Source organism: Paenibacillus sp. NPDC056579 (assembly GCF_042793215.1).
Lineage (GTDB): Bacteria > Bacillota > Bacilli > Paenibacillales > NBRC-103111 > Paenibacillus_S.
On the sequence record NZ_JBHTVD010000001.1, the window covers coordinates 503252 to 526771 of the forward strand.

General features: G+C 52.2%; 14 protein-coding genes. 13 read left to right on the forward strand and 1 reads right to left on the reverse strand.

Going from position 1 to position 23520, the window contains the following annotated elements; genetic code table 11:
- The first annotated feature begins 53 nt into the window (after window positions 1-53).
- Both ACFQ88_RS02460 and ACFQ88_RS02465 read left to right on the forward strand, forming a co-directional pair.
- Window positions 54-1913: a heparinase II/III family protein gene (locus tag ACFQ88_RS02460; protein WP_379451515.1), complete on the forward strand. Its 1860-nt coding sequence runs from the start codon at window positions 54-56 to the stop codon at window positions 1911-1913.
- Window positions 1914-1933: 20 nt separating this feature from the next.
- Complete coding sequence (locus ACFQ88_RS02465; RefSeq protein WP_379451516.1) at window positions 1934-3067, forward strand: glycoside hydrolase family 88 protein; 1134 nt, start codon at window positions 1934-1936, stop codon at window positions 3065-3067.
- A 324-nt stretch (window positions 3068-3391) separates the two neighbouring features.
- On the opposite strand, the gene ACFQ88_RS02470 is transcribed toward ACFQ88_RS02465, so the two are convergent.
- Window positions 3392-4309 carry an aldo/keto reductase gene (locus ACFQ88_RS02470; RefSeq protein ID WP_379451517.1) on the reverse strand — a complete coding sequence of 306 codons (918 nt, stop codon included), beginning with the start codon at window positions 4307-4309 and terminating at the stop codon, window positions 3392-3394.
- Window positions 4310-4528: 219 nt separating this feature from the next.
- Here ACFQ88_RS02470 and ACFQ88_RS02475 point away from each other — a divergent pair, with 219 nt between their 5' ends.
- The 11 genes from ACFQ88_RS02475 (at window position 4529) to ACFQ88_RS02525 (ending at window position 23438) form a co-directional block, all read left to right on the forward strand.
- Window positions 4529-5917 (forward strand): MATE family efflux transporter, encoded by a 1389-nt coding sequence (locus tag ACFQ88_RS02475; RefSeq protein ID WP_379451518.1) that lies wholly within the window; start codon window positions 4529-4531, stop codon window positions 5915-5917.
- A 106-nt stretch (window positions 5918-6023) separates the two neighbouring features.
- Window positions 6024-7859, forward strand: a complete 1836-nt coding sequence (locus tag ACFQ88_RS02480; RefSeq protein ID WP_379451519.1) for a glycoside hydrolase family 97 protein — start codon at window positions 6024-6026, stop codon at window positions 7857-7859.
- 130 nt (window positions 7860-7989) lie between these two features.
- Window positions 7990-10302 (forward strand): chondroitinase-B domain-containing protein, encoded by a 2313-nt coding sequence (locus ACFQ88_RS02485; protein ID WP_379451520.1) that lies wholly within the window; start codon window positions 7990-7992, stop codon window positions 10300-10302.
- A gap of 272 nt (window positions 10303-10574) precedes the next feature.
- Complete coding sequence (locus ACFQ88_RS02490) at window positions 10575-11675, forward strand: SGNH/GDSL hydrolase family protein (protein WP_379451521.1); 1101 nt, start codon at window positions 10575-10577, stop codon at window positions 11673-11675.
- Window positions 11676-11802: 127 nt separating this feature from the next.
- Complete coding sequence (locus tag ACFQ88_RS02495) at window positions 11803-14289, forward strand: phosphodiester glycosidase family protein (RefSeq protein ID WP_379451522.1); 2487 nt, start codon at window positions 11803-11805, stop codon at window positions 14287-14289.
- A gap of 51 nt (window positions 14290-14340) precedes the next feature.
- Complete coding sequence (locus ACFQ88_RS02500) at window positions 14341-15687, forward strand: ABC transporter substrate-binding protein (protein WP_379451523.1); 1347 nt, start codon at window positions 14341-14343, stop codon at window positions 15685-15687.
- Between the two features lie 91 nt (window positions 15688-15778).
- Window positions 15779-19042 (forward strand): phosphodiester glycosidase family protein, encoded by a 3264-nt coding sequence (locus ACFQ88_RS02505; protein ID WP_379451524.1) that lies wholly within the window; start codon window positions 15779-15781, stop codon window positions 19040-19042.
- A gap of 120 nt (window positions 19043-19162) precedes the next feature.
- Window positions 19163-19795, forward strand: a complete 633-nt coding sequence (locus tag ACFQ88_RS02510) for a YdcF family protein (RefSeq protein WP_239634858.1) — start codon at window positions 19163-19165, stop codon at window positions 19793-19795.
- Window positions 19773-20951, forward strand: coding sequence for an ROK family transcriptional regulator (locus ACFQ88_RS02515; RefSeq protein ID WP_379451525.1), 1179 nt, complete (start codon window positions 19773-19775; stop codon window positions 20949-20951). The genes ACFQ88_RS02510 and ACFQ88_RS02515 overlap by 23 nt, the downstream gene beginning before the upstream one ends.
- Window positions 20952-21011: 60 nt before the next feature.
- Complete coding sequence (locus tag ACFQ88_RS02520; protein WP_379451526.1) at window positions 21012-21782, forward strand: Cof-type HAD-IIB family hydrolase; 771 nt, start codon at window positions 21012-21014, stop codon at window positions 21780-21782.
- Window positions 21783-22004: 222 nt separating this feature from the next.
- Window positions 22005-23438 (forward strand): S1C family serine protease, encoded by a 1434-nt coding sequence (locus ACFQ88_RS02525; RefSeq protein WP_379451527.1) that lies wholly within the window; start codon window positions 22005-22007, stop codon window positions 23436-23438.
- Window positions 23439-23520 lie beyond the last annotated feature (82 nt).

A 23520-nucleotide genomic window follows, 5' to 3' on the forward strand; every position in this document is an offset into this window, starting at 1 on the left:
ATGAGCTAGGATTAAGATAATAACCATTATCTATCCATGGAGGACGCTGCGCTATGAAAAGCGACGAAATCAAGCAATTGCTGCAGCAGTCGATGCCCGTCGACAAGCTGCTGTTTCCGTCTTGCGAGCAGGAATCTTGGTGGGAGCATGTAAGACAAGCGGAAGCCTATCGGCCTATGATAGACGAAATCCGTGCCGAAGCGGCGCTGCTTCTGGATCAGACCGCACCCGCACTTTCGTATTCGTTGTTCCGCATTTTCAAAGACCGCGGTACGAGATTGGAATACGAGCGGGTTTATTTCGAAATGAGAAAACGGCTGAACACATTCGCCATCATGTCCTTGTTGGAGCCGGAGCGGGAAGATTATCAGTCGGCGCTGGAAGAGACGCTGTGGTCCATATGCAACGAATACACGTGGAGCTTGCCTGCGCATGTGAACACGACGACGGAGTCTACGGTCGAAACGGAGTATTCCGTGCAAAAGCCGAGCGAGGCTATTGCAGGCAATGCCGGCGCCATCGACTTGTTTTCAGCGGAAACCGGATTCGCCTTGAGCGAGATTTTGCGGTTGACGGAGCACCGCCTGCCGTTATTGCTTCGCAACCGGATCAGACATGAGGTGTACCGGCGTATTTTTTGGCCGTTCATCCATCAGGGCCCGTTTCACTGGGAAACGGCGAGTCACAATTGGGCTGCGGTATGCGCGGGCTCAATCGGTGCGGCTGCGCTTCACTTGATCAAGGACCAGGATGATTTGTCGATCATCCTGGAGCGAGTGCTGCAAGCCATGAATCATTATTTGTCCGGATTCAAGAGCGATGGGGCGACTACGGAAGGATACGGATACTGGTATTACGGCTTCGGATTTTTTGTATTTTTCGCCGATTTGCTGAAGGTCAAAACGGGAGGCGCTCTGAGCCTGTTTTCAGACGAAAAAATTCATCAAATTGCGCTGTTCCAGCAAAAGTGTTTTCTATGCGGAACATCGGTGGTCAACTTCTCGGATTCCCAACCGGAATCGCACATTCATATGGGACTGACCCATTACTTGAATCGGATGTATCCCGATGTGGAACTGCCGGAATTCGCGCTGCGGACAAGCTATACGGAGGATCATTGCAACCGCTGGGGTACGGCCTTCCGCAACTTGCTGTGGTTTCAGGAGGATAAGGCGGCGAACGGAGCGCCTTGGGGACCGGCCACCTACTTCCTTGAAGATTCGCAATGGCTGATATCAAGGCATGCCGATGAGATCGGAATGTACTGCTTTGCGGCAAAAGGCGGGCATAATGCGGAGCCGCACAACCACAACGATGTCGGCCACTTCATCCTGCATTATGAAGGGGAGACGTTCCTAGCCGATCTCGGATGCGGCATGTATACGAAGGAATATTTCGGTGCGGAGCGGTACTCTTATCTATGCAACGGGGCACAAGGTCATTCCGTGCCCGTAATTAACGGCCGGCTGCAGCAAGCCGGAGCGGAATATCGCGCTCGGGAGGTAAGCTGCTATTCAGATGGCGATACCATACATTTTGAAATGGAGCTGTCCGCGGCATACGGCGCCGATGCTCAGGTTAAGCTGTTGAAACGCGGCTTTGCATGGGAAAGAACGGAGAAGCCGGTCCTTACGTTGACGGATACGTTTGAGTTCACCAGAACGCCTGATGAGATAACGGAACGATTTGTTACCGTACTGGAGCCGGTAATGGCGGACGGCAAGCTGACGATTCCCGGGAAGGAGCAGCGGCTCATCGTTTCATACGACCCGGACGTGCTGGAGCCGCACATTCATAAGCTCGAATATGCTGACCACTATGGCGTCATGAAAGATGTGTATGCGATAGAAATGAAGCTTCGTCATCCTTCGCAGCAGTGCAGCGCCGTGGTGCAGTTTCAGTTCGAGTCATAATTTAAGGGGGAATAGATGCAATGACTGCTTTAAATACAAGCGGCTGGGTTGAGGAAGCCTGGCAGCAAACCGTAGCCAAGGTAAACCGGACAAGCCGGAGGATCGGAGCGGGATTCCCGCATGCCAGCGTGGACGGAACTTATAAACTGGAGCCGGCTTATTGGTGGACGGCGGGCTTTTGGCCGGGGCTGCTATGGCTCTTGTACCGCGATACGAAGGACGAGCATTTCAAAGCGATAGCGGAGCAATGCGAGAGCCAGCTGGATCAAGTGATCGCCGATTACTACAAGCTGGATCACGATATCGGTTTTATGTGGACGTTGACCAGCGTTGCGCAATACAAGCTGCTGCAGTCGGAAGACTCCAAGCGCCGCGCGCTGCTTGCCGCAAATCTGCTGTGCGGCCGCTTCAATGTCAAAGGCAACTTCATCCGCGCCTGGAACCCTTGGCGGGAAGGCGAGAACAACGCCGGCTGGGCCATCATCGATTGCATGATGAACCTTCCGCTTCTGTACTGGGCCACCGAAGTAACCGGAGACCCGAGATATAAGCATCTGGCGATGGAGCACGCCGATACGGTATTGAAGCATTTCATCCGCCCGGACGGCTCCGTCTATCACATCGTTCGTTTCGATGAAACGACGGGAGAACGCATCGAAGCTCTAGGCGGTCAAGGCTATGCGCCCGAGTCCGGTTGGTCGCGAGGCACCGCTTGGGCGATCTACGGGATGGCGCTGAGCTACCATCATACCCGTGAAGTGCGCTATTTGCACGCCGCGAAGCAAGCGGCTCATTTCTTTATTTCGCAGCTGCCGGAGGATCATGTCCCGCATTGGGATTTCCGCATTCCTCCCGAGGTCACGCCGTATCGGGATTCATCGGCCGGCGCTTGCGCCGCGTGCGGGTTGCTTCTCATCGCAGACGAAGTAGATGCGTTGGAAGCCGATGGCTACCGGAATGCCGGAGAAGCCATCCTGCATTCGTTATACACGAACTACGGAGCGTGGGATAACGAGCAGGAGGAAGGGCTCATTCTTCACGGAACAAGCCATTATCCGGAGCAAAAAAATATGGATGTGCCGCTGATTTACGGTGATTACTATTTTGTAGAAGGCTTAAGCCGGTTGAAGGGTCATACGGAGCGTTTTTGGTAAAAATTACGAAATGGTGATGATAAAAAGCCATCTTCAAGCAGACTTGCTGCTGGAGATGGCTTTTTTGCTGTTGTGCTGCAGAAAACGGATTATCTCAAAATACTACATTACTCCGTACCCACTTCTGATTAGTCCATTGTGACGCAAGATACGGTCAAGTAATATGGGGTTGTTGCATTACCGCCAGAATGCGATAAAAGTATTGATTTTCTGAAAATAACAGCGTCAGGAGGAGGGTATCCCAATGGGTACCCATACAGCTTTTGTAAGTTGTAAGGGCTTCGAGACTAGCTTAAGCCAACGGAATATCGTCGGCTTGTAAGATTATTTCCTAAAGCGTTCCAGCTGTTCGCCGGTGAATACCGCGCTCCCCGCCTGGGCATTTTTGGCTGCCTGCTCCGGAGATTTGGCTCCGGGGATCGCTACGACGGAAGGGCGGGATATGACAAAGCGAAGCGCCGCCGTCGCCATGTCTTCACCATCCTCCAATACTTGGCGAACGGCTTCGAGCTTGCCGATGCGTTCTTCAAATTGCTTCCGGCCGGCGCCGTCTTGATTCCACCCGCTGCGGACGCTGTCGTTAAACACCGACTCCGCCGTATAATTGCCGGACAGAAGTCCCATTGCCAGAGGGCCTCTGACAAGAACCGCAATACCGTTGGCTTCGCAATACGGGAGGAATTCATCCTCCGGCTGCCGGTTTAACAGCGAGTAGTCCGCTTCCACTACCCGGCAAGTGCCGTTCACGTTAAACCGTTTGAGCACTTCCAGGTTATTGGTGGAAATGCCGTATTCACGGATTTCGCCGTTCTGCTTCAATAGGTCGAAGCCTTCGAGGAATACGGACGGATCTTGAATATCTCCGATATGGCACAGCATCACATCGACCCAGTCGGTTCTTAACCGGTGCAGGGAAGCATGGGCGCACAACCGGATCATATCGGGGGTTGTCAGCGGGACGCCTTGTCCGGTCCGCTTGCCGAAGTTGCCGATTTTCGATACGATATACGACTTATGCCGGTCTCCGCCAAGCGCTCTGCCGAGCCTCTGCTCGGAGAGTCCATTCGGAATGCCGTACGATTCCGCCGTATCGAACAGGTTCACTCCATGGTCGATGGACGTGCGGATGGTAGAGTAGGCTGTCGCTTCATCGATATCGCCCCATTGATTGCCGATATTCCAAGTTCCGAGTCCAATGGACGATACGTTCCAGCCTGTACTTCCAAATTTGCGGTATAGCACGGGTCTCACTCCTTAATGGGTTCAGTATAAAGCAGGATACTAATTCATCCCCATTATACCTGAATTTTATATCCGTGCGTTAAAGCGTTAATGAAAAACGGAATATCGGATATAAACAAGTGAATATTGACTATATCCATTCGGATCGGCCATCTTTTATACTGTAGTGGTTTATTGCAAGACATTTTAAACAGCGAGGAAAGGTAAGCGGGGAAAAAAATGAAAAACCGAAGTGAGCTGCCGGCAGCCAAAAAGGAGCTTTCCTTATGGTATTTGTCGTGGCCGATTGCCATTGAAATGTTTTTACAGTTTCTCATGGGAACTGTCGATACGTTGATGGTAACCCACATCTCCGATTATGCGTCATCCGCGGTCGGACTGTCGAATCAAATCTTGAACGCAACAAGCGTCATGTTTACGATGGTTAATTCCGGCGCAGGCATTCTGATCGCACAAAAGCTCGGCTCCGGGAATGTGGAGCAGGCAAGGCGTACGGCTGCTATCACTATCAAGGCTAATATTGTTGTCGGAGCGCTGCTCAGCGTAGCGATGTTTTTCAGCGCGGAGTGGCTGTTGGGCTTTATGCAGGCTCCTGAAGAGGTGCTTCCGCTGGCCGTTACGTACTTGAGCATCGTCGGATCGAATACGATCGTCATTTCGCTCTATGCGGCTGCGTCGTCCATTATACGCAATACGGGAAATACGCGGGGACCGATGCTCATCGTCATGGGAATGAATGCGATCCATCTGGTATTGAATTACTTATTCATCTATGGGGAGTTCGGGATTCCTCAGCTGGGCATCTTCGGTGTTGCTTTGTCTACGGTTATCAGCCGGACGGTTGCGCTAATCCTCGCTCTCATCGTGATGTACAAGTCGTTCAAGCCAGGCTTTGTCAAGAGCGATTGGAAAGGGTTTGACAAGCCGCTGGCCAAGGAAGTATGGCGAATCGGCTGGCCGATGACCTTTAACGCCGCATCCTGGAACTATACGCAAGCGATTATTTTCGCCATCGTCGCCTCCATGGGCGCAGCAACATTAGCTTCGTTTACTTATATGAACACGATTCAGTCGCTTCCGTGGCTGGTCGGCATGTCCGTAGCCATGGCTTCACAAATTCGAGTCGGCCATTTGTACGGCGCCCGAAACTTTGAGCCGTGTTACCGCAGCGCTTATTCGGCGCTCTGGGCGGGGTTGCTCTTCGTCCTGACGACGTCGCTGCTCCTGCTTAGCGTAGGAAGAACGGCTATAGGCTGGTTTACTTCTGACGCCGAAATTATTCGGATAGCGATGCCGTTATTCTTTATCAACGTGGTGCTGCAGCCTCTAAAGATGGTGAATCAGGCATTTTCCTTCTCATTGAACGGGATTGGAGATACCCGGTTTACCGCTTTGACCAATATGCTGTCCATGTGGCTGGTGGCTGCCGCCTGCTCTTATTTGTTCGGTATCGCACTAGGATGGGGCATTATCGGTATCTATATGGCAATGATTGCAGACGAGACGGTTCGGGGCATCCTGGTCGCCATCCGTTGGAGGAGAAGAGGCCGTCTGCCGGAGGCGGCAGCCGATAACCTTAGTTTCGGACACAAACATATGAGTTTGTAGCATTGAGAACTAGGTGGATTTGGAATAGGATGGTAACGAATGAAGCTTGTCCCGAATTTGGTTACTGTCCGACGACAGTCAAATAACAATAAGGGGAGTGTTCTGTATGAATCAAGCGGTTGGAGTACTAACGAAGCAAAGCTGGGTGTTAAGCTCTCCGGATGCCGTAATTCAGTTCAGCGTCGAGTTGAATGAATCCGGCATGCTGCAATATAGCGTAAGCAAAGAGGGCAAAGCGATTGTCGCCGCCTCGCCGCTGGGCATCGTTACGGACAGGCAGCGGTTTACAGATCGGCTGCAATTTATGGAAAAATCCGCTGCGGTAATTGATGAGACTTACTCGCTTCCGCACGGGAAAACATCACAATACGTCAATCATGCCAACGAAATGACACTCGTTTTTCAAAAAGACGGGGACGTGCTGCAGCTGGTATGCCGCGCATACAACGACGGCATCGCATTCCGTTATGTGCTGCCTGCCGAAGGCGTGCTGACGATCAAGGAGGAGCCGACCGGTTTTGCGCTTCCGCAAGAGACGCTGGTCAATGTATGGGCTCAAAAGTTCATGGAATGCTACGAGCGGACGTACGATTTGAGCATGATCGAGCTGATGGATGAAGAGGATTATGCCTTTCCTATGCTGTTCCAGGTAGGCAACGACGGCTGGATGCTGTTGACGGAAGCGGCCGTGTACGGCCATTACTGCGCGTCTCATCTAAAGGTTAACCGTGAGAAGCCTCGCACGCTCGATCTGGCTTTTGCACCTGATCAGCCAACCCCGAACGTGACGGACGGACCGCTCGCTACGCCTTGGAGAACGGCGATCATCGGCGACAGCCTGGCGACCATCGTTGAATCTACTTTGGTGTTCAACCTCAATCCCGCTTCGGAAATCGAGGACATGTCCTGGATCCGTCCCGGCCGTTCCGCGTGGTCGTGGCACTCCGATTCGCAATCGTGCCGGGATCATGACAAGCAGGTGAAGTTCGTCGATTTTGCCGCTGACATGAGCTGGGAGTACTCGCTTGTGGACGGAGGCTGGGACCGTGAGGAGAGCACGACGAACGTGCCGGAGCTGATCCGCTACGCGGAAGGCAAAGGTGTCGGCATCTGGGTATGGACGCATTATAACCGGATTCAGGAGGAACAAGAGTGCCGGCGGAAGTTCGCGCTATGGGCCGAATGGGGCGTTAAAGGCGTGAAGGTTGATTTCTTCGACAGCGATTCCCAGTCAAGAATCCAGGTATATGATATGATCGCACGGGTGGCGATGGAATATCGGTTGATGATTAACTACCATGGCTCCACGAAGCCATCCGGTGAACAGCGCCGATGGCCGCATGTGTTGACCAGAGAAGGAATTCTTGGTGCGGAATACTGGAAGAACGATTTGAACGAGGGCCCTAATGCCGTGCACAACTGTACGGTTCCTTTTACGCGCAACGTGGTCGGGGCGATGGACTACACGCCGGTCACCTTCTCGAGATTGACCCGGACCGGGCACTGCCACCAGCTGGCATTGGCGGTACTGTTCGAATCCGCTGTGCAAAATTTTGCCGACTCCGTAGAGGCTTACCAAGAGAGCGCAGGACAGCCGTTCCTGAAGCAGGTGCCGGCAGCTTGGGATCAAACCGTTCTGCTGGAAGGCTATCCGGGACGTTATGTCTCGATGGCGAGAAGGAGCGGGGAGGACTGGCATGTCGGGACGATCTGCGCAGCAGGAGGCCGGACTGCCCATATCCGGCTTGACTTCCTCGATCCGGGCGAAGCGTACACGGCTGAGATTTATGAGGAAGTATTCGGGCAGCTGGATCATTACCGTTTCAAGCATTCGACGGAAATTACCGTCCGCTCGGAATCGGTTACCGCAGGAGATACGCTGCATCTTCCATTGAGGGTTAACGGAGGAGCCGTCCTCCGAATTGTCAAAGCTGTGAATTAACAGCTTAGCTAAAAAGGGTCCTGGCGGCGCCAGGACCGTTTTTTCCTGCCATAATAGATTTTATATAATTCCGATGTCATCGGATGGATACAGAGCTGTATTTGGCGATGAAAACTAAAGGAGAAGGTCCATGAGCAGACTGATAAAAGCAGGAACGAATGAGGAGCTTCGGCAAGCCGTTGAGAAAGCGCTGCCAGGAGACGTCATTGTCATGAAGAACGGGATTTGGACGGACGTAGAGCTGGAGCTGAAGACAAGCGGCACGCCTGATCAGCCTATTACGATCAAGGCGGAAGCTCCGGGGGAAGCGGTGCTGACCGGCGCGTCCGCACTCACTTTTGCCGGGGAATATGTAGTCGTTGAAGGGTTATTTTTCAAAGACGGAGTGCAGCCCGGACGGAACGGAAGCGACACGGTCATCCGATTTCTTAAAGAGTCCTCTCATTGCAGACTGAGCGAAACGGCCATCATAGATTATCATCCGGCGAATCCGGAGAAAAAATATTTCTGGGTCACCATCGACGGCTCCCATCATAGAGTGAATCACTGCTACTTCAAAGGCAAATATTATGCCGGGCAGCTGCTGCGCAATATGAAATATTCGAGTCATAACCTTATTGACGGTAATTATTTCGTAGACATTCCGGCATACGGAATCAACGGGCTTGAAATTATTCAAGTGATGGGGATCGGCAGCGACGGCGAGCTCGGGAGCGCAGGAGGGGAGCATGTCCTCATCGAGAATAACCTGTTCGAGCGAGCCGACGGCGAATGCGAAGAGGTCATCTCCTTGAAGTCCAACCACGATACGGTCAGAAACAACACGTTCAAGGAGTCGATAGGCGGATTAGTGATCAGGAGCGGTCATAATACGGTTGTGGAAGGCAATTATTTTATCGGCGGCCAGGTGGGCGGAACTAAGGGAATTCGCATTACGGGAGAAGACAATATCGTTAAGGGCAATTATTTGACCGGGCTTCAAGGCTTCGGGATCAGCGTTATGTCAGGGGAGTACATCGACGATTACTTGACGGATCAATGGCAGCCGACCTTACGTGCCGGTACGCCTCTGGGACGGGTTCCCGTATACAACTGGTCCAAGAACAATACAATTGCCGATAACGTGCTGATTCATAACGACGGAGTTGACCTGGACATCGGTATCGGTTATAAAACGGCATGGCCGTCCAAGCAGCGTGTTCTGCTGCCGGAGAGCAACCGGATCGCGGACAATGTCATTGTGAAGGAAAAAGGCCGGGTATACACGGCAGCGCAGCAGGATGCGTCAGTTATGAATATTTCTTTTGCCCCGAATGATTATGTTAACAACCGGATTGATTCACAGCCATCGTCCGGAATGCCCGAAGGCTTCACCTTCGAAGCCATTGAACTGCAAAGGTCGAACAACGGAATACAAGAGCCGCTAGACGGGAGAGGACTTTCTGCACAAGGGCCATTGACAGAGGATGATGCGGGGCCAGAGTGGACCAAGCAGAAACGAAGAGCGGGAGAACCGTTATTCCAAGCTAGAGATCAATTTGCGACGGTAGAACGTGTTCCGTGGAATACGGATAGAAACACAGCTGTACTATGTGCCGGAAGCAGTGATATGTTCATCCGCTCCATGCGGACCAAACTGGATGTCCGCCGCCGGGATCTCTGTCCTTTGGAGTTTAATGGAGAGATACTGCTTCCCGTACAGGCGGTAGCCGAGAGACTGGGCTTTGCCACCGTAACGACGATGGCGGGAGCAGCCGTTGAGGAAATTCGAATTCGCCGAGGTGCGTCGACCTGCGTTCTAAGCGAAGGCAGGTGCACGGTTGTCTCTAACGGGGAAGAGAAGGGTATCGACCATGCTCCTGTACGCTACGGGAATGTACTATTCCTGCAAGCGAAGTCCATAGCGGAGCTTCTGGGAAAAGCATTGCAGTGCTACGAGCAAGGGCTCGTTGTGTTAACGGATCCTAATGAATCGGTATCTTCATTTGACGACGATGTTACCAGGATGGCAGCGTTCGAGCTGTTCAAAGTAACGGCAAGCAGCTTTGATAAGGAAATGACGATTCCTCCGGAAGGCAGATCCCACGGAAAAATTCCGGCCTATACGCTTCAGGAAGAACCGGATACCTACTGGGCCTCTTATGGGGATGGGCAGTGGATACGCTATGATCTCGGGCGATCGGTGGAAGTCGGATCTGTCGCGATCGCTTTTTTGAACGGCGAAGCCTGCGGATATTCGGCAGACATTGAAGCATCGGACAATGGGTTCGATTGGACACCCATCAGCTCTGTGGTAAGCGACAGCGATGAGCTGAAGCCGTATCCCGTTCAAGCAGTATTCGCCTGCTATGTTCGGATTGTAGGACGAGCCAATAGAGTGGGCAATGCGAATCGGATTCGTCAGGTTCAGATGTATTCTGTACAAGGTGAAGCTTTACTTTAAAAAGTGCAAACCATATGCGGCTGCCAAGACAACGTCTCAGGCGGCTGTTTTTTTTGTTTGGGGATCTTTACCAAAACTTCACATCAAGGAAACATTCGATTAACAATGCAAACCTATACTATAAATAAATCAAATTGATTAATTTAATTCCTTAAGGTCTTTTACCACTATGTTCAACTTTACCGGAATCATGTAAGATAAGGAATCATCGGCATACGGTCGCAAAAGTAAATTGAGCGGGTGCCGATCCAAACGTCAGGAGGGTGAAACCCATGTCTTGGAGTTCCAATGTACAGCCTCAACAGCTCGATCCTAATATGCGTATCCATTCTTTGCAGGGTGAATGGGAGTGGTATTCTCCGCTTACGCCGCCGTTCCAGGTATATGGTTTTCCTTGGCTTGCCGAAGAAGGAATATACCGCAGACTGCCGCTTAATCCGAAGGAAGCTCTGCCATCCGCTGTCGACCGGTTGGCCAATTGCACCGCAGGCGGGCAAATTCGCTTCCGAACCGATGCAGAGCGGGTGGCTGTTCGCGTCCGGCTAGGCGGTACTGCTTCGATGGACCATATGCCTGCAACCGGGCAAAACGGCTTCGATGCCTATATCGGGGAGCCGGGGAAGGAACGATATGTCGGAACATCTCGCATGAAGCTGCATGAATCCGGCTATGAGTGCATCCTGTTTAGCGGGAGCAAACCGGACAAGCTGCGTACGGTCACTCTCAATTTTCCGCTGTACCAAAGCGTATCGGAGGTTGCCGTCGGTGTTGCTGCAGGCGCCGCCATCGAAGCGGATGAAACGTATCGAAGCCGGGGGAGAATCGTCTTTTACGGCACGTCGATTACTCAAGGCGGCTGCGCCGGCCGTCCGGGATTGGCCTACCCGCAGCAAATAGGCAAAGCGCTGGCAAGAGAGGTCATTAATCTGGGCTTTTCGGGCAACGGAAAGGGAGAAGCCGAGCTGGCAGCCGTCATCGGCACCATTTCGCGCGTCGATTGCTTCGTCGTCGATTATGAAGCGAACTGCAGCACAGAGCTTTATATGCAAACGCTGGAGCCGTTTATCCGGCAATATCGGTCCGCTCAACGTGAAGTGCCGATTCTCGTCGTTTCCCGTATTCCATACGCCAAAGAGCTGCTGGATCGATCCGTTACTGCGGAGAGGAAGAAGCGTTTGGTATTTGCAAAAGAAGTCGTAGGCAAGCTGAAGCGCGAAGGCGATGAACGGATTGCTTTTGTCGATGGCTCCCGCCTGCTGGGCAAACGGTATGACGAGTGCACGGTTGACGGCGTTCACCCGAATGATTTGGGCTTTACCCGTATGGCTAAAGGCTTGCTTCCGGCAATCCGTAAAATAATAGGCGAACCGTAAAATAAAGTTGCGATTTAGGATTGTAGAAAGGAAAGCGATATCGTAAAATAATAATTAATCAATTTGATTTATAATTAAATATTTAATCGTAGAAGGGTGGAATGATACCATTCAACCGGATACAATGATGCAAACTCATCTCAATAACGGGTGGCGAATCGTCGATGAAGCCGAATTCCAGGTGTCCCCCGGCGTGAGGCATTTCAGGCAGAGGCTCTTAGGAGAGCAGCTGTTACAGTCCGTGCACATGATAGAGCTTGACCCGGCTCATGAGTACGTCAGGCTGGAGCCGGTCTCTTCCTCACACAAGGTCCATCGATTGGAGACGGCAGGAAACTTGATGGCGGAGTTGGAGCAGGAGGGGAAAAGGGTCATCGCAGGGATTAACGGCGATTTCTTCAGCTATGCGGGCGTTCCTTCCGGGCTGCAAATGATTGACGGTGAAATCATCACTTCTCCCGAAACGATCAAGGTCGCAATGGCCGTTATGCGTGACGGCAGTGTAAGGCTGGAGAGCGGAATTACGATGAGCGCCGAACTGTGCTGTGAAAACGGATACATGACACCGGTTGGCATGGTGAACCGCGCCATTTCGCCTAAACAAGCGGATATGACTGCCGTATATACGTGGCGTTACGGCTCGACTAACAAAAGAGCGGGAACGGCCGGCCGTCTGGAAATTACGGTTGCTACGGCAGAGCGGCAGCTAACGCTAAAGCCCGGTATTCCCGTTATGGGAATCGTTCAAGCCATTGCAGAACAATGCGGCGAAGCGGAAATCGCTCCCGGAAGCTGGGTTATTTCGGCTGCGGGCTCTGCAGCGGAGCATTGCCGCAGACATATGCAGATCGGCCAGACCGTTACACTTCGCATGAATTACAATAAAGATTTCAACAACGCCGTGCACGTGTTATCGGGCAATTCCACACTGGGCATGGAGCTTCTACAGGATGGCATCATTCCATCATCTGTATGGGACCCGGACGTAAGGCTGAACAGTGACCGGCACCCTAGAACCTTTCTGGGAACGAAAGGCGGCAAGCTGTATTTGTTTGCGGTCGACGGCAGGAGCCCCGGACATTCGGACGGGATGACTTTGGCCGAGCAAGCGGTTTATTTGCAGCAGCTCGGTATGGAGCAGGCGATCAATCTGGACGGAGGCGGCTCTACAACCTGTTACTTGAGAATCCCGGGAGAACAACGGGCGGAGCTGATCAATCGGCCGTCCGACGGCTTCGAGAGAAAAATTGGCAATGCGCTGGCTGTTATCTCAAGCGCGCCAGCTCGCGAGCTATCGGAGCTGATCGTGACTCCCGATCCGGTGCGAATCATCGCCGGAGGCCGTATCGCCTTCGGTGTCAAGGGCCATGACCGGCATCTCAATGCGGTCAGGATTCATGCAGCGGACCTGCATTGGTCTGCTGAAGAATCCATCGGCACAATCGACGATGAAGGCTGTTTCACTGCCGGACCTAAGGCCGCAAGCGGGCAAGTGATCGTCCGTCACGGAGCTGTGACCCGGTCCGTCCAAGTACAGGTAATCGATGCATTAGCCCGGATCGATATTGCTCCTTCCAAGGCTGCTGTAGAGCCTGGCGGGAGTTGTCAACTGTACATTCGTGCTTACGACGATTATGGTCATCCGATTATAGTGCCTAATGAACTCGTATCTTGGACCTCGGACGAGAGCATTGGCGAGATGAATGCTTCCGGCGTATTGCAAGCCGTTACCACCGAAGCTCGCGGTACAGTCACTGCCGTTTGGGGAGGACTGCGTGCCCGTTCCTACGTTCAGGTCGGCAGACCGCACCGGATGATCGCCGATTTTGAAACATTGGATGGAATCCGAGTCCACGAAACGGGTACTGTGCCCGGCGCCGTTAATCTGAGCAAAGTCGCGAGGCCTTTGCCGGTTCGTTTCGGGACGTTTTCCGGCAGGCTTACCTACGAATTCGTCAGTGGAACGGAGAACTCTCATATCCGTATTTCGATGCTTAACGAGCAAGGATTCTCCGGGCGGTTGCTCGATGGGAATCCGATCCGGTTCGGCTTATGGGTGAACGGGGACCGAAGCGGCAACGGCATCAAGCTCGTTGTTGAAGATTCCGAAGGGAACCTGCATTCGTTACCGATAACCGGACCGGCCGGACTGAATTGGAAAGGCTGGAAATACGTTTGCGCAGAAGTCGATCCTTCCCAAGGCTCACCGTTACGGGTTCATTCGCTTATATTAGTTGGGACACCGGGAGCCAAGCCGTCAGGTGTTATCTATTTGGATCATTTCAGGGCGGAATATACGGATTTCAATGAGGATGTCGAGGGGCCGACGTTCGATCAAATGCAGCCTGCCGAGAATGCAGAAGTCACGAGCAAGCGGCCGCTGCTTCAAGTTCACGCGACCGATCCGGGCAGCGGGGTAGATCCTTCGTCCATTCGGGTTTGGCTCAATGACAGGCATATACGCCACCGCTACTTTCCCGGCACAGGGAGAATCGAATGCTTGCTTGATACGGACCTAGAGCCCGGGCCTTACCAGGTCACCGTCGAGGCTTCCGATATGGAGCGAAATGCTGCGGTGCCTGCATGCTCCTGGCATTTTACGGTCGTAGGTTAGCCACCGCTCGTACAGTTCAACCAAAATCAATATAAAAAGGTGAGAAAACCCATGATAACCAGAAGTCGTCTTTCTATGGCTCTGCTGCTCTCATTATCCACTGCGATAGCTGCAGCCGGCTGCTCGAATTCGGCGCAAACGCCGGCAAAAGGAAACACCGCAGGCACGGAAGCCCCGGCCAAGGCGGAGGAGCTTGTTATCACCGAACCGGTTACCGTGAAGCTCTACTCCCATAGTGCAGCGATCAATACGCCTAAAGATGTGGACGCCCTGTTCGGTACGGTCAAGAAAAAGCATCCGAATATTAACATCGAGCTCATAAAAGGAGTAAAGCTAACCGATATGATCGCTGCCGGCGAGGTGCCGGATCTGATTGCTACGACGCATTTTTATATGAACGATCTGCTCCCCCTTGGCGTAGTCAGCGATATGAACGAATTCGTCAAAAAGTATCAAGTCGATCTCAGCAAATTTGAACCGCAAGCCATCAGTGCCATCAAATCGTATGGGAAAAAAGGGGAGCTGTACGGAATTCCTTACACGCTGAACTATGGAGTGCTTATTTACAACAAAGATATTTTCGATCGATTCGGAGTCCCTTATCCGAAGGACGGCATGAAGTGGGAGGAGATCATTGAGCTGTCTAAAAGGCTGACCCGGGAAGAAAACGGAGTGCAATATTTGGGCTTCGATCCGGGCACGGAGCGCACTTTTTCCAGAGGCTATTCCTTGGGCACCGTGAATGACAAAGGACAGCCGATCTTCGATTCTGAAGGATATAAGAAAACATTCGGTTTGCTCAAGCAGATGTATGAAATTCCCGGATATATCGATCCGAAGAATAAATTTCAATATGGCGTCGATTATTTCATAAAAGATCAAAAGCTTGCCATGTTCCCTTCTTGGCTTGCCGCCATCACCAGCCGTCTTCCCCAGCTCACTGAAGGGGGCAAAGAAGGCTTCAACTGGGATGTAGCCGGTCATCCAGTGTTTGACGATCGGCCGGGGATCGGCAGGGAAATTGAGTTTCAATCGTTCATTGTTCCGCCGACAAGCAAAAACAAGGAAGCGGCTTACCGCGTCATTCTGACGATGATCAGTGAAGAATCGCAGCAGGAAATGAATCGCGGCAACAATTTGACCATCTTAAACAATCCGGAGCTCAAAAAGCAGTTCGCATCGAATACGGATATTTATAAAGGCAAAAATCTGGAAGGGATTTTCAAGGTAAAACCGGCGCCCGCGCCCGTTAACTCCGAGTATGACAACGAGAATTATAAGTTTTTACGGGAAGGCTTGAACGGCATGTTATTTGACAAGAAGGACATCAATACAATACTGCGAGAGGCGAATGAAAAGGCCGCCAACTATATGCAGGCCGAGCAGGCGCGAAAATAAGTAAGGATAAGCAAACGGGCAGGCATTGTTCAACACTGCTGCCTCCCGATCATCTCGCGTTCGGAAATAAGAGAGGACTGAGTGAGGGCTTATGCAATATGTCGGCATATCTTGGAGAAAAGCCATTACGGCGTTGCTTGCGATCCAGCTGCTGATTTTGCCTGTCCTTGAGCAGGCTGGACAGCCTTACTTTGTTCGTGCCGAGGAGGCGCCGACGTCAGCGGCAACAGCTACAGCAGCTACAGCAGCTACAGCTACAACGACCAATTCGGCGAAGGTGTCATGGCAAACGATAGAGGAGAGGCAATATCCCGTCTCTCCGGGCGTAGTACATACGAGCCGTACGTTGACAGGCAACGGGCTGAAGGAATCCGTTCATCTGCTGGAGATCGATCCGTCGAATCCTTACGTGAAAGTCGAGGCGGTTTCATCCCATGGGGAAGTGTCCGAGCTCGGGACGGTGAATGAGATGCTCCGTCAGCTGGAGAGCAAAGGCGGGCGCCCTGTGGCGGGAACGAACGGGGATTTCTTCAGTTCGCTCGGGGTTCCGTCCGGATTGATGATATCGAACGGCGAGCTGGTCAGCTCACCTTCGACCAGCAAAGTAGCGATGGCCATTATGAAAGATCATACCGTAAAGATCGAAGATAATGTGACGATGACCTCGAAGCTGACCAAAGACAACGGCGAATCGTTAACCTTAACCATGATTAACAGAACTCGTGTCGCAACGCATACGAATCATGCTTTCTTGTACAATTGGCGGTTCGGAAGCTCAACACGGACACCGCAAGGCGGTGTGGAGGTCGTCGTTCGCGCCGATGATCCGGCCTATAAGCTCATCCCCGGCCAGCCGGTTAGCGCAACGGTCGTGACAGTTGCCGAATCGGCGGACACGGCTATCGAGCCGGGCACGTTCGTTTTGTCGGCAACCGGCTCCAAGGCGGATTGGATAAGGCAGAAGCTGTTCGCAGGGACGAGACTTCGGCTCGACATCGCCTTCAGTAAGGGTTTTGGTGATGCGGAGCAGGTAATATCAGGCAACTCGACGCTCGGGTATGTTCTGATAAGAAACGGCGAGGTGTCTCCGACGGTTCTCGACCCGGCGGATCCGAATACGAGCGACAGGCATCCGCGCACGATGGTTGCTTCGAAACAAGGCAAGCTGTATATCTTGACCGTAGACGGCCGTCAGCCGGGTCACTCCGATGGCATTACGATGGCGGAGGGCGCGTATTATTTGCAAAGTCTCGGCATGGAGAACGCGATTAACATTGACGGCGGAGGGTCAACCACGTACTACGTGAGGCAGCCGGGAGACGAGCATCCGAGTCTGCTCAATCGTCCGTCCGACGGTCATGACCGCGAGGTCGGCAATGGCATCGCCGTCTTGTCGACGGCACCGGTAACCGCATTAAGCCGTCTGGTTGTATCGCCGGACAGCCCGGTTCAGGTTGCGGCAGGCAGCCGCTTGTCGTTCGAGTTGAAAGGGCAGGACGAATACTTTAACGGTGTACCCGTCAAGCCCGAAGAAGTCCAATGGTCAGCTCAGGGCAGCATTGGAGCTTTTGATGGTCCGGGAGCGTTTACCGCATCCATGAGCCCTGCTTCCGGCGTTTTGACGGTACAAAGCGGAAATGCGGTCAAACTAATCGACATCACCGTTGTAGATCGTGCAGACCGCTTGACGCTATCGCCGAATCCGGCGGTGATCGAACCGGGCGCAGCGGTACGTTTTACCGCAGCGGCAGCCGATTCGCAGGGGCGACCGATTTGGATTTCGCCGGATCGGATCGGCTGGTCCGCTGAAGGAGCTATCGGCTCCATTGATGCCAACGGGACTCTGCAGTCCGTGAACGGAACGGCCGATGGCAAGGTGACAGCCTCCTATAACGGAGTCAAGGCAGAGGCTTTCGTTCAGGTCGGCAAGCCGCCGCTGCTGCTGGAGCCATTCGAAGGAACCGGGAACATGCAGACGAAGGAATCGAATGCCGTCGCCGGCTCCGTTACCATCACCGCCGTTGCCCGGCCGAATCCGGTCCGCTACGGAACCAAAGCCGTGAAGCTGACCTATGATTTTACAGGAAAATCGGGCAGCTCTAACGCTTATGTCAATCTGCTGAACGATGCGGGAGAGATAGGACGCGAAGTGGAAGGCAAGCCTTACCGGATCGGGATGTGGGTATACGGCGACTCCAACCGACATTGGCTTCGTTTGGGCGTCACAGACGGCATGGGGACGAGCCGCGTTTTCAATTTCACCCAGCCCGGAGGACTGGATTGGACCGGATGGAAATATGTGACCGCGGATGTTCCCGAGAACACGATCTTTCCGTTGAAGGTTCGTTATGTGCTTGTGAATGAGACAGATGAAACGAATAAAAACAGCGGCGCCGTCTATCTGGACAATTTGCGGGCCGAGTACATGGATTTGGGTGAAGATGTGACAGGACCTGTGTTCGGTGTCTCTACTCCGGCACCGGACTCGGAAGTGCAGGGGCTTAGACCTGAGATTGCTATCGGGATAACCGATGCTGGTACCGGAGTCGATCCGGGATCGATCCACTTCACCGTTGACGGCGTAGCTGTAGATCATCAGTATGACGAAGCTCTAGGTACGATTCGTGCGGTTCTGCGGAACGATCTGACCGAAGGAGAGCATGTGGTACGCGTGGACGCAGCCGATCGCGCAGGTACTTATGCCATTCCATCCGCTGGATGGTCGTTCCGGGTGAAGGCTCCGGATACCGAACCGCCGAGATGGGGAGGCGGAGCGGGATTGACCGTTACGGACATTACTTATCATTCCGTGAAGCTGAGCTGGAGAGAGGCTGCGGACAATGCAGCCGTGCACGGATACCGTATATTCCAGGACGGCGTATCCGTTTCATCCGTCACCTCATCCGTTTACACGGCTGCAGTAGACAGCCTTGCAGCCAATACCCGGTATGCCTTTGAGATAGAAGCCTTCGATCCATCCGGCAACACGGTACGAAGCGGTGCAATAACAGTTACAACGGCTGGAGATCCTGTGCCTCCGGTGTCACCTTCGCAAATCCGAGTCAGCGGTCACGGACACGAAATTCAAGCTTCTTTTACACCGCCAACGGATAACGATTATGCCGGCACGCGGATAGTTATTTTGCGGAACGGGAAAGAAGGAGGCAAGGAGGGCGAAGCGGATTCGCAGTTTTTGCCTCCTGGAATCCGGGAGATGAAATCGGCTTGGTTGAAGCATGGGAAATATGAAGTCAGTATTTGGGCCGAGGATACTAGCGGCAACCGGTCTGCACCAGTAGTATTTGAGGTCAAATTGAACGAAGGGAACGGGGAAGAAGAAACCTCAGCATTGTAGCGAACTATACGTCAATCTGCGAATGGTTTCGATTGAAGTATGACGCTGAATGTCGTACAATATAATTAATCAAATTGATTGATTAACAGATCGTTACTTTTTGCAGAAAGGAATATCAGCATGTGGGAAATGTTGTTACTTGGCTTGGGATGTACGGCAGCGGCAGTTCCGTTGTTGTACTTCGTCTGGATGCATACAAGCCAAAGAAGAAAGAGGGATGCGGACGCTTTAATTGTGCTCGGCTATCGCTGCGACGGCAACCGCATTCATCCTCTTTTGCAGGAAAGGCTGGATATAGCGATGCGGCTGTTTCGCGAGAATCGGTACCGCTATATGATCTTGTCCGGCGGGGCTGTGAAATCGGAAATTACGGAAGCGGACATAATGAGGGAATACCTTCTGAAGCAGGGAATGGATGATGATTGCCTCCTCTTGGAGACCCAATCCCGCAATACGGTGCACAATATGGTGAACTGTAAAGCGCTGCTACAGGAACACGGGCTGGACAGCTGTGTCCTTATTTCCAATTCTTTTCATTTGCGGCGCATGGGGTATATAATGAAGTCATTGCAAATCCCGGCGTCCCTGTATGCAAGCCGTAATTGGAACAGCATCGTGAAGCTGCAGTGGAAACTGACGTTTCAGGAGATACGAGCTTTCCGCTTGACCCTCCCGTGGCTGGAGCAAGCAATCCATATGAATTCGCCCCAGACGATGGGGAGCAAGAAAGGTGCTGCATCCCGTGAAGCCTGAACGAACAACCAGCAATAAATTACTCAAATCGATCAATCAGCAAAAGGTGCTGAGGCTCATTTATACAGAAGGCCCGATCTCGAGGGTTGAATTAGCCGACAAGACGGGCCTGACGCAGCAGACGATTACGAATATTGTCAATCGGCTGCTGGAGGAGGATTATTTGCTCGAGACCGAGCCTGTCGGCGGCAGCAGCGGGCGCAAGCCCATCCCTCTGCTCGTGAAGACGGGAGGAATGTATGCGATTGGCATTGAATTGGCGGTCAAGTATGTCCGGGGCGCGCTGATTGATTTTCAGCACAGCATCATTCATGAAGTGACAGAGCAGGTCAACGAATATACCAATGTAGACACTCCGCTCGAATACGTAACGCAAGTCGTCGATCAGCTGTTGAAGCATGTTCCAAAGCCCGAGCAGCTAAAGGGGATCGGCTGCAGTATCCAGGGACTGGTCGATTCCAAACAGGGCGTCGTCATCTATTCCCCAGGCTTGCGCTGGAGAAACTACCCTTTGAAGGAACGGCTGGAGAGCCGTTATAACCTCCCGATCTATCTTGAAAATGATGCCAACCTGCTCTCTCTTGTAGAAAATTTGAACGGCAGGCTGGCCGACTCCGCTAATAATGTGACGATCAAGCTGGATTACGGGGTCGGAGGAGCTCTCGTACTGAATAATCAGCTGTGTACCGGTGCCACGCATGTAGCGGGAGAATTCGGTCATTACAAAGCTTTCGCAGCTGAGGATTCGCCGGTATGTCATTGCGGTGCCAGAGGCTGCTTGACTTCCTTTGCCTCGGTAAGCGGACTAAGACGGCATGCGGGGCGGACACCCGAGCAGTTCGACGAGCAATTGGAGGCTAATGATCCAACTGCCGTGGCGTTACTCGCCAAAATCGAGCTTGCTATCGGGACGGCTATCAGCAACGTGATCACGTTCTTCAACCCGGACCATGTGCTCATAACGGGCAAGATGATCGATGTTCTCGGACATCGGCTGCTTCCTCTGCTGGAGAAGCGCATTTATTCGACTATACCGGAGTCGTGCCGTGGGGTTAAGCTGATTCATTTGCCGCAAACGCCTAACGAATCCACTTCGGCCGGAGGGCTTGTTGTAAACCACTTTTTTGATGTTCCTTTGGAAAGCTTATCATTATAAGTTTAGCGTCTTTTTGCTGTTATTGAAGGCAGGAGACCGGGAGAGGAAGAAAATGTTACCATGTCGCGATACCGGTTGTTGGCTCTAGACCTCGACGGAACGACTTTGACCGAGGAGAAAGTCATTACTCACGAGACACAAACCTGGATCCGCCGAGCGGAAGAGGCAGGAGTTACGGTCATCTTCGCCACCGGTCGCGGGACTCAGACGACGCAATCCTATTGGGAGCAGCTGGGGCTGCAATCTCCGATGGTCCTAGTGAATGGTGCGGAAATATGGGGCAATCCTGATTCGCTATGGGAGAGAGTGAACATTCATCGTGAGCTTATACGTGAGCTACATTCGCTTGCAGAGGAATGGAACGCTCATTATTGGGGCTATAGCGTTGAGAGCTTGACCAGCAAGCGAAACTGGTCGGAAGCCATGTTCGATCGGGATTGGATGAAATTCGGCATCCGTCATGACGATCTTGATACCATTCAAAGGCTTCGCGATATCGTCGATAGCTGGGGTACTTTGGAGATAACCCGTTCGGCTCCGGTTAATATGGAGATTTCTCCGCAAGGCATTTCCAAAGAATCCGGCGTCCGGAAAGTATGCGATAGGCTGGGGATCGGGATGGACCAGGTTATCGCCGTCGGAGACAACATGAACGATTACCGCCTTATCCGCGCCGCGGGTCTAGGTGTCGCCATGGGCAATGCGGATGAGCAGCTGAAGCGGGTCGCAGATGCATTCACCGACACCAACGAGCGGGATGGCGTGGCCAAAGCGATACAGCGGTATGTGTTCGGTTTGGATGTTGAAATGGAGCTTGCAAGCTCCATTTAGAATATGAATAGAAAAAACAGGCCAATTTCACATGGGATAATGTGAAGTTGGCTTGTTTTCTTTTTTTTCATAGCTCCGCTTTGCGGGATTCCATTCCTCTATGATCTTTTAGCTTCCTTTTAGCCTATTTTAAAGTCTATTTAAGGTTCGGGCCTCATGATAGAGTCATAAGCCACAGCAAATACCGCAAGTGACTAACTTTTATCAGGAGGGCTTTCTATTATGGATAACTACAATCGTCAAGATAATGATAAGCTTCATCAATCGGAGAACCAGTATAACCCGCCGTTGGATCAAGATCAGGACAGCATAAGCAGCGAAAATGCGGAGAATGTGGAAGTGACGAAGCCGAAACGAAGCAGCTCGTTTTTCAAATATTCCGGACTTGTCACATTGGATTCCAATCAGCAAGAGCATGAGATGTACGCAGCACCGAAACGAAGTTCCCTGAAAAGCATGTTTGCCGCCTTTTTGGCCGGAGCTGTTGTAGTAGGGAGCTTGATGTTCGCGGCGGATAAATACAACTTGTTCACCGTGAACGGCACATCCCAAGTCGCGCAATCTTCTTCGTCATCCGCCGGAGCAGGCGGTGCACAGACCGCCTCGTACAACACTATAACGAACGGAAGCATTGCGTCCATTGCGAAGGAAGCAAGCCCGGCGGTTGTCAAAATCGAGACGAAGGTGAAGGCGAGCAAGCAAGGCAATTCAATGCTTGAAGACCCGTTCCTGCGGCAGTTTTTCGGCTATGACGGCAGCCAAGGCCAATCGCAGCAAAACCAAAGCGAAGAGCTTCAGCCGAGCGGATCGGGAAGCGGGTTTATTTTCCAGTCGACCGGATACATTTTGACCAATGAACACGTCGTTGACGGCGCGGATGAAATTAATGTGTATGTACAAGGACATGACGAGCCGTATAAAGCCACATTATTAGGCAACAGCTATGATCTGGACCTGGCTGTGCTCAAAATTGAAGGAGACCAGCCATTCCCGACATTGCCGATAGGTAATTCCGACGATGTTCAGGTAGGCGACTGGGTTGTTGCCATCGGAAATCCATACGATTTCGATTACACCGTTACATCGGGAGTCATTAGCGCCAAGGAGCGTCCGATCAGCATTCCGGATTCGAAAGGAACCCGCAACTACAAGCATTTGTTCCAGACGGATACAGCCATCAATCCCGGTAATTCCGGCGGACCGCTTCTGAATATGAATGGTGAGGTCATAGGTATCAATACAGCTGTAAGCGCCGATGCACAAGGAATTGGTTTTGCTATTCCAACCAGCACGATCAGCTCGGTTCTTGAGAACTTGAAAAACAATGTGAGTATTCCTAAAGAACCGTCTCCTTATATCGGTGTCGGCGTTCAGGAGGTAACGGAAGATTTGGCGAAGGATTTGAATCTGCCAAACACCAAAGGCGCTTATGTTGCCGATGTACAGCCTAAAACACCGGGTTTTGAAGCCGGTTTGAGACCATACGATACTATTATTGCCGTTAATGGCACCGAGCTATCCAAACCGGAGGATTTAACGAAGAAAATTCAAGCCTCCAAGGTCGGTGACAAAGTGAAGCTGACCGTCATTCGTGACGGAAAACAGCAGGAATTCACAGTGACTGTCGGAGACCGCAATGCCACAGAGAAAAAATAACAAAAAGGCTGCCGTGTGGCGGCCTTTTTTGTTTTACCATACTGCTGCGATCCCTTACCAAATTGACAAAAAAATGGGTAAT